Source organism: Thauera sp. WH-1 (assembly GCF_047806685.1).
GTDB lineage: Bacteria > Pseudomonadota > Gammaproteobacteria > Burkholderiales > Rhodocyclaceae > Thauera.
In genome coordinates this window covers 51296-68072 of record NZ_JBLQGP010000005.1, presented here as the reverse complement: position 1 = coordinate 68072, position 16777 = coordinate 51296, and the positions used below count along the sequence as shown (strand labels likewise).

11 protein-coding genes are annotated in these 16777 nt (G+C 64.5%); 7 read left to right on the top strand and 4 right to left on the bottom strand.

Annotated features, from left to right (window positions below; genetic code table 11):
• Positions 1-34: 34 nt before the first annotated feature.
• On the bottom strand, positions 35-3049 hold the full coding sequence (locus ACMV5O_RS07000; RefSeq protein ID WP_416162830.1) for an ATP-binding protein: 3015 nt from the start codon (positions 3047-3049) through the stop codon (positions 35-37).
• 402 nt (positions 3050-3451) lie between these two features.
• Between ACMV5O_RS07000 and ACMV5O_RS06995 the strand changes: the two genes are divergently transcribed.
• Together ACMV5O_RS06995 and ACMV5O_RS06990 are read left to right on the top strand one after the other, a co-directional pair.
• Entirely contained in the window at positions 3452-5431 is a 1980-nt protein-coding gene (locus tag ACMV5O_RS06995; RefSeq protein ID WP_416162829.1) for a PhoX family protein, read from the top strand.
• 271 nt (positions 5432-5702) lie between these two features.
• Entirely contained in the window at positions 5703-5885 is a 183-nt protein-coding gene (locus tag ACMV5O_RS06990; protein ID WP_324544143.1) for a hypothetical protein, read from the top strand.
• 60 nt (positions 5886-5945) lie between these two features.
• Here ACMV5O_RS06990 and ACMV5O_RS06985 read toward each other — a convergent pair whose 3' ends face one another.
• The gene (locus tag ACMV5O_RS06985) at positions 5946-6482 is read right to left on the bottom strand and encodes a hypothetical protein (protein WP_416162828.1); all 537 of its coding nucleotides are present in this window, start codon (positions 6480-6482) and stop codon (positions 5946-5948) included.
• 209 nt (positions 6483-6691) lie between these two features.
• On the opposite strand from ACMV5O_RS06985, the gene ACMV5O_RS06980 reads away from it, so the two are divergent.
• Genes ACMV5O_RS06980 through ACMV5O_RS06970 form a run of 3 tightly spaced genes read left to right on the top strand, consistent with a single transcriptional unit; the run spans position 6692 to position 8452 of the window.
• Positions 6692-7381 carry a CsgG/HfaB family protein gene (locus ACMV5O_RS06980; RefSeq protein WP_416162827.1) on the top strand — a complete coding sequence of 230 codons (690 nt, stop codon included), beginning with the start codon at positions 6692-6694 and terminating at the stop codon, positions 7379-7381.
• 25 nt (positions 7382-7406) lie between these two features.
• Positions 7407-7775, top strand: a complete 369-nt coding sequence (locus ACMV5O_RS06975; protein WP_416162826.1) for a DUF4810 domain-containing protein — start codon at positions 7407-7409, stop codon at positions 7773-7775.
• 11 nt (positions 7776-7786) lie between these two features.
• Positions 7787-8452 (top strand): DUF799 domain-containing protein, encoded by a 666-nt coding sequence (locus tag ACMV5O_RS06970; protein ID WP_324544404.1) that lies wholly within the window; start codon positions 7787-7789, stop codon positions 8450-8452.
• A 33-nt stretch (positions 8453-8485) separates the two neighbouring features.
• On the opposite strand, the gene ACMV5O_RS06965 is transcribed toward ACMV5O_RS06970, so the two are convergent.
• Entirely contained in the window at positions 8486-9388 is a 903-nt protein-coding gene (locus ACMV5O_RS06965; RefSeq protein ID WP_416162825.1) for a DNA-3-methyladenine glycosylase family protein, read from the bottom strand.
• 577 nt (positions 9389-9965) lie between these two features.
• Between ACMV5O_RS06965 and ACMV5O_RS06960 the strand changes: the two genes are divergently transcribed.
• A complete protein-coding gene (locus ACMV5O_RS06960; protein ID WP_416162824.1) occupies positions 9966-14345 on the top strand; it encodes an NACHT domain-containing protein in 4380 nt (1459 codons plus the stop codon).
• Positions 14342-15793 (top strand): hypothetical protein, encoded by a 1452-nt coding sequence (locus tag ACMV5O_RS06955; protein ID WP_416162823.1) that lies wholly within the window; start codon positions 14342-14344, stop codon positions 15791-15793. The genes ACMV5O_RS06960 and ACMV5O_RS06955 overlap by 4 nt, the downstream gene beginning before the upstream one ends.
• Before the next feature lie 324 nt (positions 15794-16117).
• On the opposite strand, the gene ACMV5O_RS06950 is transcribed toward ACMV5O_RS06955, so the two are convergent.
• The gene (locus tag ACMV5O_RS06950; protein WP_416162822.1) at positions 16118-16774 is read right to left on the bottom strand and encodes a PIN domain-containing protein; all 657 of its coding nucleotides are present in this window, start codon (positions 16772-16774) and stop codon (positions 16118-16120) included.
• Positions 16775-16777: the final 3 nt, after the last annotated feature.

The window sequence follows — 16777 nt, the reverse complement described above, 5'->3', positions numbered from 1 at the left end:
CGTAAGCGCGGGCTGCAAGCGTGCTGCCCGGCGCTCAGCGCCAGGGCGCGCTCGCCGTGACGAGTTCGCCGATCTGCTGCTCGAGCGCGGCCAGGGCAGCATCCAGCGCGGTCTCGCCGCGCTCGATCGCCTCCTCGAGCGCCCTCGCCGCGGCCATCAGGTCCAGCGCGCACAGGAAGCCGGCGTTGCTCGCCAGCGTGTGCAGGCGGCGCCCGGCCGCTTCGCGCTCGCCACGGGCGAGTTCGCTGCGGGCCGCGGCGACGGCGTCGGCGTTGTCCTCGACGAACATCTGCAACAGGCTCAGGAACATCGAGCGGTCGCCGGCCAGGCGCTGCGCCGCGCGCTCGCGGTCGATGCCGTCGATCAGGGGGAAAGCGTCGCTGTCCTCGCCAGCCGCGTCCGCTGCGTGGGCGCCCGCCTGCGCGAGCCTGGCCGACGGGGCCGCCGTCGTGGCGCGAGTGGCCTGTCGCGGGCGCACCCACTGCGTCAGCAGCACCGCCATCTGCTCCAGGTCCATCGGTTTGGGCAGCACGTCGTTGGCGCCGGCGGCGCGCGCCGCGGCCTGCTGTGCGTCGCGCACGCCGGCGGTGAAGGCGATCACCGGCAGATCGTGCAGGCCCAACTCGGCACGGATCGCGCGCGTGGCGCTGAGCCCGTCCATCACCGGCATCTGCACGTCCATCAGCACCGCATCGAAGCCCTGCGGGCGCGTCTTCAGCAGCTGCACCGCCTGCTGGCCGTCAGCGGCGAGGGTGGCGGTGGCGCCTTCGAGGCGCAGGGCGCGCTCGACCAGGTCGCGGTTCATCGCGCTGTCGTCGACCACCAGCAGGTGCGCCCCCTGCAGGCGCGGTCCGCTCGGGCGCGTCACCGGGCGCGGGGCCAGGCTGCGCATCTGGTCGGCGCTCAGACGCTGCAGGGGCAGCTCGAACCAGAAGGTGCTGCCAGTGCCGGGCTGGCTGTCCACGCCGATCTCGCCGCCCATCAGTTCGACCAGGCGCTTGCAGATCGACAGGCCGAGCCCGGTGCCGCCGAAGCGGCGTGCGATGCCGGCGTCGGCCTGGGCGAAGGGCGCAAACAGACGGCCGAGCACTTCTGGCGCGATGCCGATGCCGGTGTCGCGCACTTCGACGCGCAGGCGCAGGCCCTGGTCGCCGGTGTCGCGCGCATCGACCTGCACCGTGACTTCGCCACGCTCGGTGAACTTGATCGCGTTGCCGGTGAGGTTGAACAGCACCTGTTCGATGCGCAGGCCGTCGCCGAGCAGCGGCTCCTGCGGCGCGCGCGCGGCCTCGACGTGCAGGGCCAGTCCCTTCGCACGCGCGGCCTGGCCCATCAGGCTGTCGACATTGGCCAGCAGCACGCCGAGCTCGAAGGGACGGGGCTCGATGCGCAGCTGGCCGGCTTCGATCTTGGACAGGTCGAGAACGTCGTTGAGGATGGCGAGCAGGGACTGGCCGGCGCTGCGGATGCGTTCGACCATGTCGCGCTGGCCCGGGGCGAGCGGCTCGCGCTCGAGCACCTGGGCGAGGCCGAGCACCGCGTTCATCGGCGTGCGGATCTCGTGGCTCATGTGGGCGAGGAACTCGCTCTTGGCGGCATTGGCCGCCTCGGCGGTGGCCGTGGCCTGGCGCAGGCGCTCTTCCATTTCCTTGCGCTCGGAGATGTCCTCGACGATGACGAGATGGCGCGGCGCCTGCTCGGAGTCGACCTGCACCGGCGCGCCGGTCAGGCTCGCCCACACGGTGGAGCCATCGGGCCGCAGGTAACGCTTGTTGAGCCGGTAGTCCGCGCTCGCGCCATCGCGCAGGCGCTCGAGTTCGTCCAGGCCGGCATGCACGTCCTCGGGGTGGGTGATGCGCGCCGGGTCGAGCCCGGTGAGCGATGCCACCGGGCGGCCGACGATTTCCGCGAAGCGCGGGTTGGCCTCGGTGATGCGGCCGCTGTCGGAGTCGAGCAGCACCACGCCGAGCGGCGCCTGCTCGAAGATCACGCGAAAGCGCGCTTCGGCCGCGCGCTGGGCTTGCAGCGCGACCAGCTCCTGGCGTTGCTGACTACGGCGCCACAGCAGGTAGCCGGCGGAATACACCAGCAGCAGGCCCAGTCCCATCACCAGCCCGGTGGCCCAGGCCATGCTGCGAATGCCGCTGTAGGCTTCGCGCTCGTCAATCTCGGCCAGCATCAGCCAGGGCGTGCCGGCGACCGCAGCGGCATAGGCGAGCACCGGCACACCGCGGTAGTCGAGGCCGTTCTCGAGGATGCCCAGGCTGCCCTGCACGGCGCGCGCCGCCGGCAGGGCGGGTGCATCGAGCGCGCGGGTGAGCGCCAGCGCGGGCTCCTGCGCGTGACGCAGCGGGGTGAGGAAACGCACGCCCTCCGCATCGCGACGCACGAGATAGGTCTCGGCCGTGCGCGTCGGCACCGGCCACGACTCGACCAGCGGGTAGAGCGACTCTTCGGCCTTCCAGCTCAGGTACACCACCCCGGTGGGCGCGTCGTGGTCGCCGATCGGCGCCAGCACGCCGTACTGCATCACGCCGGCGGCGTCGCGGTGCAGGTCGACGAGCTCGATGCGCGGTCGGATGAGGAGGTCGGCAGCCAGCGCCGCGTGCGGGGCGATGTCGGCGCCGCCGATGTGCAGCACCGGCTGCAGGGCGGCGTCGAGCAGCGCAAGCCCGCCCCAGCCACGGCGCTGGGCGACTTCGACGAGGTGGCTGCGCATGCGCTCGAGCCGTTCGCCATCCTCGCGGCCGCTGGCGAGCCAGGCGGCGAACAGGCTCTCGAAGCGCGAGTCGGTGGAGAAATAGGACTCGGCGTCGATGCGGGTCTCGCGCAGCGAGTTCTCGATCTGCTCGCGCTTCTGCTCGGCGATTACCGCCAGGGTGCGGTGGGTCTCGCGGCGGATCTCCTCGCTCAGGTAGCGGTAGCCGACCATGCCGGTGGCGCTCATCAGCAGGGAGATCAGCACCAGCGGCAGGATCAAGCGCAGCCACAGCGAGGGGGCGCCATCTGCCGGGTTGGCGGGCGGGGTGGTGAGGGTGGCAGGGGGCATCGTTGCGGGGGTGGCTCGGCGCACGGGCCAGACCGAGCACTGGAGGGCGCAAGGGCGGCGGCGGTTCACATCGCCTGGCGTGAATGCGCCAGCGTCGGCGTGGCAGGATCAGTGCGCGATTATGCACCGATTCGGTGCTGCCAGTCGTGAGTTTGCCTGTCTTGACCGCATGGGCGACCGCACCGACGACCGCGGCGGGGCATCGGCCACCGATGGACGGGGCGCTCGCCGGGCGGGCGCGTATCGCAGCAATTGGGGTGAACCTCGCCTATGCTTCCCGTACGGCAACGCGGCACGAGGGCTGCTCTGCCGATGCTGATCAGTCCTTTGCCTGTTCGGTCCCGATGCGGCCCAGGATGGTTTGCGGGCCCGGGACCCAAACCGAACTGGAGGAGAGGATTCATGAACACAGCAAATGACCTTCCCGGCGCGGTCACATCGGGCAGGCTCCTGGACGATCTGGTCGCGGCACGCTTGTCACGGCGTGCCGTCCTGCAAGGCTCCCTGGGGCTGGCGGCGGTCTCGTTGTTCGGCACGCCCGCGCTGCTGAAGGCGGCCGCGGCGGCCGGGTCCCGACCGTTGTTGGGCTTCACCTCGATCGGCATCTCGCTGGCCGACACCGTGGAGGTGCCACCGGAGTACACCTGGCAGGTGGTCAATGCCTGGGGCGATCCGATCATGCCGGGCGCAGCGGACTTTGCGCACGATGCCAGCCAGTCCGCGGCGATGCAGGCAATGCAGTCGGGCATGTTCCACGACGGCATGCATTACTTCCCGATGCCCAGGGGCTCGGACTCGTCGACGCATGGGCTCATCGCCATCAACTACGAGTACACCGACGACAACCTGCTCAGCCCGGACGGCATGGAAACCTGGACCGCGGAGAAGGTGCAGAAGTCCAAGAACGCCCACGGGCTGGGCGTGTTCGAGGTCCGCTTCGACGGCGAGCGCTGGCACACGGTGAAGGACTCGCAATACGGGCGTCGCATCACCGCCGACACCCCGTTCGTCATCGCCGGCCCGGCGGCGGGCCACCCCTGGATGCAGACCGCGGCCGATCCGGCGGGCAGGACCGCACTCGGCACCTTCCAGAACTGTGCCAATGGCTACACGCCGTGGGGTACCTATCTGTCCTGCGAGGAGAACTTCACCCCCTACTTCGTCAACGACTCCGGTTCGATCTCGCGCCTGCAGGACCGCTATGGCGTGCCACCGACGGACAAGAGCTGGGGCTTTCGCTGGCACGAGTTCGACGAACGCTTCGACGCCGTGAAGCACCCCAACGAGCCCAATCGCTTCGGCTGGGTGGTCGAATTCGACCCCTACGACCCGGCCAGCGTGCCGGTCAAGCACACCGCCATGGGGCGCATGGCGCACGAGGGGGCGATGCTGTCCGAGGCGCCCGACGGCCGCGTGGTTTACTACATGGGCGATGACGATTTCCGCTCGCGCTTCGAGCATATCTACAAGTTCGTCAGCGCCCGGCCCTACGTCAAGGACGGCGGCTACGAGGCCAACAAGCACATCCTCGACGAGGGCACCCTGTACGCCGCCCGCTTCCATGAGGACGGCAGCGGCGAGTGGATCGAGCTCACCCACGGCAAGAACGGACTGAGCGCCGAGAACGGCTTCAGCTCGCAGGCAGAAGTGGTCATCGATGCGCGCACGGCCGCGGACGTGGCCGGCGCCACCTACATGGACCGGCCGGAGTGGATCGCGGTCCATCCGACGACGCGCGAAGTGTATGTGACGCTGACCAACAACACCTCCCGTGGCGCGGGCAAGCCGCTGCACCGCGACGAGCCGCTCGGCGCCGACGCGGCCAACCCGCGCGCGCCCAACCTGATGGGCCATATCGTGCGTTGGCGCGAGGCGGGCGCCGATCCCACCGCCACGCGCTTCGAATGGGACGTGTTCCTGCTGGGCGGCGACCCCGAGCACGCCGACCCCGTGAAGCGCAGCAACAGCGCGCTCGCCTTTGCGCAGCCCGACGGTCTCTACTGCGACCCGCGCGGCGTGCTGTGGATCCAGACCGATTCGTCGGCCGCGAACATGCGCGATACCGACCTGGTCGTCAAGGCGGACTGGAAGAACATCGGCAACAACCAGATGCTCGCCGCCGACCCCGCGACCGGCGAGATCCGGCGTTTCCTCACCGGCCCGGTCGGCTGCGAGGTCACCGCCGTGCAGTTCACGCCGGACATGCGCACCCTGTTCGTCAATATCCAGCACCCGGGCGAGGCCCCGCTGGCGCACCCCGGCCGTAACGATCCGCACAAGCCCAAGGCCATCAGCACCTGGCCCGATGGCGAGGCCGGCGGGCGCCCGCGCTCGGCGACCATCGCCATTCGCCGCAAGGACGGCGGCGTCGTCGGCACCTGATGCCGCGGACCTGCCGGCGCCGGACAGGGTGCCCTCGCGGAGGGTGCCCTGTCCGGCCGCCGCCCATCTGCGCTGAAATAAGGCTAATTAGCCAAGTTGGACCATTCTGCCGACGGCTGCGAGGCTGCCTTTACTGGCGGCCGGATCACCGGCCGGGTAGGAGGTTCAACATGCAGCTATTCACCAGACCGACAACGGCTCCTGTCGGCGAGCCGCAGGCCGACGGCCTGCACTTGGCAAGCGGCAGGCCAGCCAGATCATCGACGAGGCATTGCAAAAGAACACGCAGGCGCATATCGAGGCGCTCGGCCATGCCGGCCTTTCCGAGTCGGTCGTAGCGCTCCTCCAGTCATGGGTCGAGACGACCGTCGACGCGCGGGTGCTGCAGCGGGAGCTTGAACTGAAGCAGCCGCGTGTCGGTGACGACCATGTCTCGCTGCACGCACCGGCCTGACGCCGATCGAGGCGACCATCGGGCAGCTGACATCCGCCCGCAGCCCGACGCGGTGAATCGCTATCGTTCCGGCACCGGTCCGGGTGCATATCGTGTGGGCTCGTAGCCCTGGGCGCGGAGTTCGGTCTCGAAGGCCCCGTGCAGATACAGCAACGCGGCGTATTCATGGGCGAGCCTTTGCACATCCGGCGAGATGCCTTCCCCCTCGCCAGTCACGAACTGGTCGGCCAGCATCATCTCGACTTCCTCCCGAGGCACGTCGGGATACTCACCCGCCCGGGCAATGGCCAATGCGCTGAGCGCCCGTTCATATTCGTCCATCTTCGCGCTCATGAGCCGGTTGATCTCGTTGTAGATCTCCCGCGATGTCATCGGCGCCGCCGGCTTGTCGTACAGGGCGGCAGGCACATACGGCTGCACCGTCGCCCATTCCACCGGTTCGTCGACCTGCACCGGCGTTGGAATCGCATAACCGAGGATCACGACCGTTTCCGCCGATGCCCTGCGGGTTGCCTGCTGCGCAAAGGCCGGCAGCGTCATCGCCAGCATCAGTGCCGAGATCAACAGACCTCGCATGGTCTTGCCCAGGGTATTCATAGGAATCACCGTGAATCAGTTGCAACGCCGGGCCGGGTGGGAGTCGAAGCCATCCTTGTCGAGGAGCCAAATCCCCGTGATGCCCTGACCATAGCCGATGGCGGCGCTGATTCAAGATCGCCCTGAGCAAGCAGGCCCATGGCGCCCCCCGCGTCCTTGCGGCAGAATGCCCGCCTTCGCCCCCTTGGCATGAACCGGAGCCCGCCCCGATGCGCCACCTATCCGCTGTCCGAAACCTCGTCGCCGGTGTCTTTCTGGTCGGGGGCGTCGCCCTGCTGGCCGGCTGTGCCACCGAGCAGTCGCGCACGCTGGAAGTGGCCAAGGTCGCCGCTGCCGGCACCACTTACAACGGCCCGCGCAGCCTGATCGCGGTGGGCAAGTTCGACAACCGCTCGAGCTTCATGCGCGGCATCTTCACCGACGGCGTCGACCGCCTCGGCAGCCAGGCCAAGACCATCCTGATCACCCACCTGCAGCAGACCGGGCGCTTCAACGTGCTCGACCGCGACAACATGCCGGAGATCAAGCAGGAGGCGGCGCTGGCCAGGTCGACGCAGAACATCAAGGGCGCGAGCTACGTCATCACCGGCGACGTCACCGAGTTCGGCCGCAAGGAAACCGGCGACCGCCAGCTGTTCGGCATCCTCGGCCGCGGCAAGTCGCAGGTGGCCTATGCCAAGGTCAATCTCAACGTGGTCAACGTCGAGACCTCCGAGGTGGTCTTTTCGACGCAGGGCGCAGGCGAATACAGCCTGGACAACCGCGAGGTGATCGGCTTTGGCGGCACCGCGAGCTACGACTCCACGCTCAACGGCAAGGTGCTCGACCTCGCCATGCGCGAGGCGGTCAATCGCCTGGTCGAGGGCATCGAATCCGGCGCCTGGCAGCCCGGCCGTTGATCCGCCCGACGCGGAACATCGACCGATGACACGTGCTCGCCTTGCCCGCCTCGCGGCCGCGCTGCCGGTCGCAGGCGCCTTGCTGCTCGCCGGCTGCGCCAGCGGCCCCCAGCCGCTCTACTACTGGGGCGAATACCAGCCTGCGCTGTACGGCCACTTCACCAAGGAGATGGGGCCGCAGCAACAGATCGCCAGCCTCGAGGCGGGCCTGGAGAAGGCGCGCGCCATCGGCAAGCCGGTGCCGCCCGGCTACAATGCCCACCTCGGGCTGCTCTACGCCGAAAGCGAGCAGACGGACGAGATGCTGAAGTACTTCGAGGCCGAGAAGGCCCTCTATCCGGAAAGCGCGCCCTACATGGACTTCCTGCTGAGCAGGTTCAAGCGAGCCCCATGAGGCGACCGACGATGCGACTCCGAATCCTCGCCGCCGCGGCCACCGCCGCCGCGCTCGCCACCGGCTGCGCCACCCCCGTCGCCTACGACTACAGCGCCTTCAAGCAGAGCCGCCCGAGCTCCATCCTGGTCCTGCCGCCCCTCAACAGCTCGATGGACGTGGCCGCCACCTACAGCATGCTGTCCCAGGTCACCCTGCCGCTGGCGGAGTCGGGCTACTACGTGCTGCCGGTCAGCCTGGTGGACGAGACCTTCCGCCAGAACGGGCTGCACAACCCGGCGGAAATGCACGAAGTCGCGCTGCACAAGCTGCGCGAGATCTTTGGCGCCGATGCCGCGCTGTACATCGACATCAAGCAGTACGGCACCAGCTACGCGGTGCTGTTGAGCGAAAGTCGCGTCACCGCCGCCGCCCGGCTGATCGACCTGCGCTCCGAACAGCTGCTGTGGCAGGGCGAGGCTACCGCCTCCAGTGCCGAAGACCGCAGCTCGAACGGCGGCCTGGTCGGCCTGCTGGTGCAGGCCATCGTGAGCCAGATCGTCGAGAGCGTCACCAACCGCTCGCATCCCATCGCCGGCATCACCAGCAACCGGCTGCTGGCGGCGGGCAGGCCCAACGGCATCCTGTACGGACCGCGCTCGCCGAACTACCAGAAGGACGGCCACACCCAGCCCTGAGCGCGCCACGGCGGCGGACGGCCTCACCGCCCGTCACGGCGCGGTCGCCTTCTGCGCGGCCCACAGGTGGGCAGCCATCAGCGCACGCCACGGCGAAAACGCGGCGAGCCAGGCGCGCGCATCGTGCTCGCTGATCTTCTCCTCCCTGCCAAGCAGGCCCTGCAGGCTGCGGCGCACCGCCGCATCGCCGTGCAGCGAGCCGTCCATCCAGCCAAAGCCGCGCAGCAGCGTGTAATCGACCGTCCACGGACCGATGCCGCGCACGCTCAATAGCCGCTCGCGGATCTCCTCGATCGGCAGCGTCTGCAGCCACCCATCGAGCGGCAGCGCGCCGTCCGCGACCAGGCGGGCGAGGCTGAGCAGGGTGTTCGCCTTGGCAGCGGAAAAGCCCGCCGCGCGCAGATCGTCCACGGTCAGCGCGGCGATCCGCTTCGCGTCCGGATAGCACATGAGGCCGGTCGCGTGGCGCACGCCCGCCGCCAGGATCAGCTTGCGTCGCAGCGACACCGCCGCGACCAGGCTGATCTGCTGCCCGGTCACCGCCCAGGTGAGGGCTTCGAACGGCGTTGCCGCCACCGCCACGCGCAAGCCCGCCTGGCGGGCGATCAGCCCGCCGACCTGCGGGTGGTGGCGATGCCGGGCCTCGAACGCGTCGATGTCCTGGGTCAGGCCGAGCATGCGGCGCACCATGGCTTCGAACCGCGCCGCGCACTCGGCGCTGCCCGCGTCGTCGATCGTCAGCGTGGCTTCCGCCCGATCCGGCTCGAAGCGCAACTCGAGGTGCGCAGGACGGCCGTTCCAGGCCAGACCCTTGCGCAGGGACGTGTCCGTTGCCGACTCGGCGACTTCCTGTGGATCTCGGCGGTGGAACGCGAGAACGTCGCCGGGTCGGTAGGCGGGCGGCAGCGAGACGGTGGAGGACAGCACGGCGGGCATTGCGATCTCTCTCGGGGTTCCAAGCGACCTCCGCCATGCAATGGTGCCTGCGAGGCGACCTGCAGGTCGATTGTTGCGGAGGTGAAACAGGTCAGGCTCGCGTGAGTGATGCGGGGTGGGCGTGAGGGATGAGTGGCGGGAGGTCGGCCGAAGCGGCTGTTGACCCATCACCCGGAATCGGACCGCGATATGTCCCTTACCCGACGTTCAGCCTTGGGAGGCCACGAACGGCCGCTTCTCTATCCGACGAAGGCAAACCCCCGCCCTATCTCCGACGCTGGCGAAGCTCGGATGACGGCGGCTGCGAGGGAAGCAGCGGGTCGACGAGTTACACGTGAGCCGTCGCAGCTTAACGTAGACAACAAGACCGCCTGTCGCCTGTGTTGGCTGTTGTCTCGCGCGGCAAATGCCTGGTCACGACTTTGGCCATAACGCACATCACGGTCGCCGCCCTCGGCGGTCAATGCGAGTGACGAATTTGCAGCGCATACTCGTTCCGCCCGTCATGTTCTAATGACCTCACTTGACACGGCCATGACCGCGCTAACTGCCGAACTAACGCCAATTTCGCACAGCAATGACGGAACTCTACAACCGCATCAAGCGCTCTGCCATCCCGCTAAGCGGATACGTGTACCAGAACCTCGTGGGACTGAACCTTCTATGTGACTGGCTCGAGGATCCAGACCTGTTCGAATGGGTCCAGTTTGAATCAGATCACGACGAGGTTCCTCAGGGACTCGACGATGTCGTGGCCCTGCGCCGGGACAATACCTTTGTCCTCTTTCAGGTGAAGTTCACTGTTGACGCGGACGACAGCAGCAACGCATTGACGTGGAACTGGCTTCTTGCCCACAAGCCCGCGGGTCGATCCCTTCTTCAGAAGTGGTGCGATTCCCTGTTCGGCGTGGGCCTTGAGCGCATCCATACGGCTGCCGTCATAACAAACCGAATTCCGAGTCGCGACTTCGAAGCCTCAATGGATGCGGCTACCCGCCGGGTGAAGCTGAGCTGCGTCGATCCAACCGTTCGAACCGAACTTCTCTATCAGCTCGGTAGCGCAGACAGAGCTGAAGCGTTTTTTGAACAGTTCGAGTTTCGTCACAGTTACCAAGGGGCGCTAGCACTTGAAAGGACCCTTGTCGACCGCTTTGTTCCGCGCCACACAGATCGCTCAGGTTGGCTGTCATTGTTCAGAGAGGCAATCGACTGGGCTGTGCGACGCAACTTCCCCCCTCCTCGGGGGCAACTTTCGCTCGACCTCGTTCGGGGTACTCTCAACATTCGGCGACCAAGACCCCTCGAACAATCATTTCGGGTTCCCGATGGGTATCAGCCTCCTGATGCCGAGTTTGCCACTGAGTTCCTCCACTCCCTCGGAAGCTCAAGTGCGGTCGTACTTTGGGGATCTCCAGGGCAGGGAAAGAGCACCTTTCTCAGCTACGTTTGCAGGGAGCTTGAACACAGCAAAGTTCCCTTCATTCGTCACCACTACTTCCTGGATCTAGGCGATAGATCCGATCGCTTCACGCTAGCCAGCGTCGCGAATTCGCTCATCGCACAGATGGAAGTTCAACACTTCTCTCACGTCGGCGGCCTTCCGGATCGCGCTGAGCACTTGCGCACCTGGATCGAAGCCTGTGCCCGCGGCTATGCTACCGAAGGGAAGCGATTCGTCGTCGTCATTGATGGGTTGGATCATGTCTGGCGAGAGAACGATCGAGACAAACGTCCTCTGGACAGCCTCTTCACGGCCCTGCTTCCGGTTCCGGACAACGTCGCGCTCATCATCGGAACCCAGAAAGTCTCGGAGCAGCAACTTCCGTCCCACTTCAATCGCTTCATTGACTCGGCCGCTTGGATCGAGCTTCCCAGAATGTCGCTGGTGGCCATTAAGAGCTGGTTGCGAGCTCAGTACGAGGCCGAGAGATTCGAGACGCCAAACCGGGATGAGTCGGAAACAGACGCCTTGGTAACGCTGGCAACCGCCTTTCAACGGGTCACTGGAAGCCATCCGCTAGTGTTGACCTACTGCTTCGAAGCACTCATCCGGCAGCATCGCGTCCTCGAGCCATCAGTGATTGACTCGAACACGTGGGCGCCAGACGGGGACATCAAGAAGTACTACGCCATGCTTTGGCAGCGGTTGCCGCATACCGCGAGGGATGCCCTGCACTTGCTAGCCGACGCCGGCTTTATATGGCCAGCGCTGGGTCTCGAAAGGTGTCTAAAAACCGGCGCTGGCGACTTGAGCTCTGCAATCGGACACTTACTTCACAATACCGAAGCGGGACAAGTTGCATTCCACGGAAGCGTTTACGCGTTTGTCCGCGACGACCCCGAGCACGACGAGCGAATACGCCTCCTGCTGCCGAACGTGGTCGAGTGGCTTCGAGCGCAAGCACCAGCATTCCATCGGTGGGGGTGGCTGTGGTTGTATGAGGCACGGACAGGGGACACTCGAAACCTCCTGGATGCGCCCGACAAGAACTGGGTTATCGAGAGTTTGGCATCCGCATATCCCCGAGATCAGACGGAGGAGATTCTCACGGCTGCAGAGGAGGTCGCATTCGAGAACGGGATCTTCGCCAAGGCAATTCAGGTTCGTTGGCTCAAGACCCGTCTGCACAACGGCCCAGAGTTCCAACTCGACGATTACGACTCGTTGCATGAATGCGCCCTTCAGTTGACTGAAGACGAGTATCCACTGAAGGCTCTGGCCGCGGGTTCGCAAAACGCCAGTGTCGGCCGACTTCACTTGCTGGGCAGGCAGTACTTGCTCGCAGAACGGAGGGCCGACGCGGAAGAATGCATGGAACTGATGCGTCGGCGAATCAACGATCGAATTCGTGTCGGCGCCTACGACCGCACCGCACTCAGATTAGCCGCAGAGAGTTTCTTGGAACTCGCTGCTGGAGCTAGACAATACGAGCCGGACAGGATTCTGGCGATCACAAGGGACCTGGGCGGGACGGACGCCACGGAGTTGCTCAATCTGTTCCTTCGCGAGCTTTCCAAGGGCGCGGACTTGGCGTTGCTGATGAAATTCGTGTGCAAGCCGATGTCGCTAGCTCAGCGATGCGCACTTGAACTGGCATGCTTGCGCTTGGCAGGCGCTCTTTGCGCCAAGCTTCACGACTGGCCCGAGTTCGTGAGATTCTCCAAGCACCCGATGTCATGGTGTTGGCGTTTGTTCTACCAAGGCGGTTCCCTCGAGCAGCGCGATTGCAACGACTACGACGCGTCACTTGATGTGGATCGTCACGCCGAGATCCCGCGAGAGGCTGTCCAAAGGTATCTACACCGTCTCTTTTTCTCGATAGTAGCTCGATGCATGTCTCAGCGCGGGGCGCCCGTTACAGACCCGACGCCGCACTACAAGAATCGCGCCTGGCTATCGACCGCCGCGCAGCAGGTGATAGTACTAGCTAACTCCGTAGGTTCTCAGCTTGCGCGCCGCGAGATTCCGGCGTTTGCGTTTCCATTTCGTTTTTTGGATGCTATTCAAGCCCCAGAAGGCTATGAGGCGGCGACAGACTACATTCCATTCCGAAACGCGCTTACCGAGATATCCGGCGACCTCTTCTTGTTGACTTCCTTGCGATCTGGACTGACCAAGGTTCCATCTTCAGAATGGGCTCGCGCCAAGCTGTCGCATCACTTTGTACCTTCAGACTGGTGCAACCACTATGCAGGTGCTGGCTTCGACCTCCTGGACCGCGATCTGATTGGCGAAGAGATCGACTTCCGGAGAAGGAAGATCGAGACCTCTATCAGTCCCTTCAACGATAGAACGGCTGGCTACCTAGAACTCTGCCAACTTGCGACCACATTCCGACTTGATGAGCAAGCGAATGTATTGCTGCGGAAATCGCTGTCGTGCGTGATCGGTTATGGCTGGCGCAAGGATCCAACCATCGGGTCCGTGATCGACGCGGTCGAAGCGATCTCTTCGAGAGACCGCACATTTGCCACGGACATGTTGCGGCGCTTGATTCCCATTGTCGTATGCATAGAAGACATGACCGAGGACGCGGGCGCGCGCCCCTCAGACCTTGCAAGGCTAATAATCGCGCTGATTCCCGAGACGTTCGCGGCCTTCTACAACCACTGGCTTATGACATCCGAGTGGTACATGGCAGATCTTGTCTTCTCGGAGTTGCTGGCGACGGAGTCACTCGACGACCCCGCCATGCCGCTCGTAACATCTGCCGTTTGGGATAGTCACGGCATCGGATCACTTCGAAAGCGTGCCGATGCGGGAGACGCGTTGGCCGCAGCCATCATCGTTTCCAACGCAGAACGTTTTGGTTTGCCCCTTGAGGATTTTGGACAGGCTCGGCCAGAGCGAAATTCTCCCTCCGAGGACGGTCCCAATATCGAGGTATCCGACTATCCCCCTACGACCATTCGGAGCCTGATCGAGGAGCTTCGCACGCGGAACGCCTATGTCGCCGAACGCAAGATCGTGCGGGCATGGTTCCATTACTGGCTCGAGCAAAAATGCGGGATGGAACTACTGCGGAGTCTCGAGCCATTCCTCTCGGAGGGAAACATCCCGAGCGGCATAGCCGACGTCCTCGATCTGGCCTTCGACGTCAGCCTACAGCTCGAGGGTAAAGGGCGGGCTTACAGGTGGCTCGTCGCTGCACAAATACATCGGCGGGGCTGGGATGAGTACTACGATCAGGCCGATGCCCTACAGCGCTTTTCCACCTTCGCGTGCCACTACAAGGCGAGGTGGAGGCAGTTCATTGCAGAAACCACCAAACCCATGGAAGCTGGGCGAAGGGGCTCCCTCTTGATCCCGCATCATCGACTGGTCCACTTTCTGCTGGCGGTAGATGAGGTGCCTACGGCGAAGACGGTGGTCGAAGTAATGGTCAACGCGACCATAGAGGACTTTTCCGATCAGCCGCTGACAAGTCCTGATTGGCTAGGAAGAGCGACATTATGACCGGCGTGACGCTTTCCGATGTCGCGATGTCCCGGCTGCGCCTGCCCGTACCGATGGCGAAGCTTCAAGTGATTCACCAAGTGGCCAATGCGCTGGCAACCGAATCGTCGGCGCAGGTAACCTGGTGGGCTCTGTTGCGGTGGCTGCGCTCTCTCAAACTTGAATCCGAGGTGCTGGAGGGCCTCGCAATCGTAGTCCTCGCGCGTGGGTCCTCCATACTTTCAGCGGCCGAACTGCGAGCCGCAATCGATGCTCCTTCCGTGCTGTCCGATGTATTCATCGGACGAGCACTTGGAACGCCCGTCTTGGTGCATTCGTGGCTCAAGTCTCACTCAGGCGAGGCGCCGGCGATGTATCGAAGCCCCGAGCTCACGGATGAACTTTGTGCTGGGACGATCGTTCCGCCCATTCTAAAGAGCCGCATGGAGCATCTGGAGAGGCGCTCGCGCAAGCCATTTCTTAGGCATTGGACATACGAGTTCGAGCGGCAGATCGAACGAAACGGTGGTGGCTATGACGGTGACTTCAGCTACTTCGGTGACAGCCACGGTCGGGGGGAGGCCGGACACTTCATCGCTCGACGTGGCCACTTCGCCAGGTCTGCATTTCTAAGGACGCTTGCTCTCGCGTGTGACCAGTGGGAAATGCCTGTACCCGTGGCACAGGCTGAGGCAAGACACGCATCGCCGGCCGACGTGAGTCTGCTTCCAATGCTCCCGGGTAAAACACCTATTTGGGCGAGGAGTCTGCACAACGCGAGACCGAGCAATGCTACTGAAGCTGGCGCCTTGGCCGCCTTGGCTTTAGAAGAAGTGAATCGGAACGAGAATAGAGTTCTGCTTCACCTCAACCTACCGGCGCAGAGTGACTCTCGGTACCAGGGAGAGCTCGAAATTGTCTCCATCCTCGCCTCCGAAGACGCCGTTGACTGTCAAAGTGTCTTTCATCTGCATGATTGGCTCCCTGGGCGCGTAATCGTCCCTAGAGCTACGGATCTGGCTCTCCGAGTCGATCGATTTGAAGACGCGGGGGCCTTTCCAACAGCGACAGGTGGAAATGTTCGGCCCTTGCTGCTATCCCTGTTCGATTATTTTGTCGGATACCTGCACTCTGATCTGGTTGGTCGCATGCCATGCTTGCCTGCAAATCACAGCTCGGATGCACCGCTAATCGCCATACCTCGACGCGGAGGAGCAGACCTGCTGCTTTCAGGCGATACGGTCGGCGAACTGCGCTATTGGAACTGGAATTGGAGGCCGATGCACTCGAAAAAAATGGGCGGCGGCGGGGGAGTGGCTCTTGCACTCGATGGCGATGCTGTCCAGCGACTGATTAACGTCGACGGCATGCGAATCCACCAGTTTTGGAGAGCGCACGTTCGGACGCGTGAAACCGACTATGGGGATTGGAATGACGAAACGTGGATGGGCTCAGTAGGGAGTTTGTAAGTAGCGCGTCATTAATTCCAACATGCGGTCGTCAGTACGAGAGAGCGAGGTTCCGCGCGCTCTACATACTTGCCGATCAACTGTCATCTAGCCATCGCCGAACCGTTGAGCCGCCGATTTCTGGCGGGAGTACGCGTTCGTCAATTCGGGATGCTGCCAGCCTGCGGGCCGTCCGGCTGATCGGCAAGTGACCGGAGCATTGCAGCCCTTAACACCGCACCGGTCGAACGTCCGTTTAGGCCGAGGTGCGGCCAAACGATTGACTGGATCGACTTGCACCTGACCCGCCCGGAGTGTCACCGCAGTGCGCGGGCGTTGCCGGTGCTAATCCGGAATCGCGTATGCAAGACGCTGCCCCGCCACTTTCACTAGGCCGCGCTTCACCAACTCCGAGCACACCATGTCGACGGTCGAACCCGGCACGTCCTTGCCGAGCTTGGCCTGGATGGTGCTGTGCAGTGTGCTCAACTTGCCTGGTCTCGCCCGCTTCATGGCGACCAGTTGCGCGATGGCCATCTTGCAAAGCTCGTCGAACCGGCCCGTATCCGCGACGCGCTGCTCGCGCGGTGGTGCGTGTGCGGGACTGGCGGCCGGGGCAACGTGACTCGCTGTGCGAAAACAGGGCATCTCCTCGATCGACGGTGATCGCGCCGAGAACACCTTGCGCGCCTTCAGGTGCTGGACCAGGGGGTCGAATCCCGTGTCCTTCGAGATGATGTGAAAGAAGCCGCCCGGGTCCTCGGCGGCCAGCCGGCCGAGATGAAACGCCACATGGAAGTCCAGCGCGTTGGTCCCTGGCGATTCGAGCATCACGTACTCGCCCCGAGTGCCGAACGCCTGCATGGCCAGCACCAGATCGACCGGCAGCTTGGTGTTCTTGGGGCCGAGAAACACCATGACGCGGAAGTGCTCGCCCTTGAGCAGCTCGAGCGACTTCACGTGAACGTTCTCGAAATCGATCAGGACGTGGTTGGTTCGCAAGGC

What these genes read in the sequence shown, in the direction of transcription:
- ACMV5O_RS07000 (WP_416162830.1), bottom strand. Translation starts at nt 3,049, where the DNA reads ATGCCCCCTGCCACCCTCACCACCCCGCCCGCCAACCCGGCAGATGGC.
- ACMV5O_RS06995 (WP_416162829.1), top strand. Translation starts at nt 3,452, where the DNA reads ATGAACACAGCAAATGACCTTCCCGGCGCGGTCACATCGGGCAGGCTC.
- ACMV5O_RS06985 (WP_416162828.1), bottom strand. Translation starts at nt 6,482, where the DNA reads ATGAATACCCTGGGCAAGACCATGCGAGGTCTGTTGATCTCGGCACTG.
- ACMV5O_RS06980 (WP_416162827.1), top strand. Translation starts at nt 6,692, where the DNA reads ATGCGCCACCTATCCGCTGTCCGAAACCTCGTCGCCGGTGTCTTTCTG.
- ACMV5O_RS06975 (WP_416162826.1), top strand. Translation starts at nt 7,407, where the DNA reads ATGACACGTGCTCGCCTTGCCCGCCTCGCGGCCGCGCTGCCGGTCGCA.
- ACMV5O_RS06970 (WP_324544404.1), top strand. Translation starts at nt 7,787, where the DNA reads ATGCGACTCCGAATCCTCGCCGCCGCGGCCACCGCCGCCGCGCTCGCC.
- ACMV5O_RS06965 (WP_416162825.1), bottom strand. Translation starts at nt 9,388, where the DNA reads ATGCCCGCCGTGCTGTCCTCCACCGTCTCGCTGCCGCCCGCCTACCGA.
- ACMV5O_RS06960 (WP_416162824.1), top strand. Translation starts at nt 9,966, where the DNA reads ATGACGGAACTCTACAACCGCATCAAGCGCTCTGCCATCCCGCTAAGC.
- ACMV5O_RS06955 (WP_416162823.1), top strand. Translation starts at nt 14,342, where the DNA reads ATGACCGGCGTGACGCTTTCCGATGTCGCGATGTCCCGGCTGCGCCTG.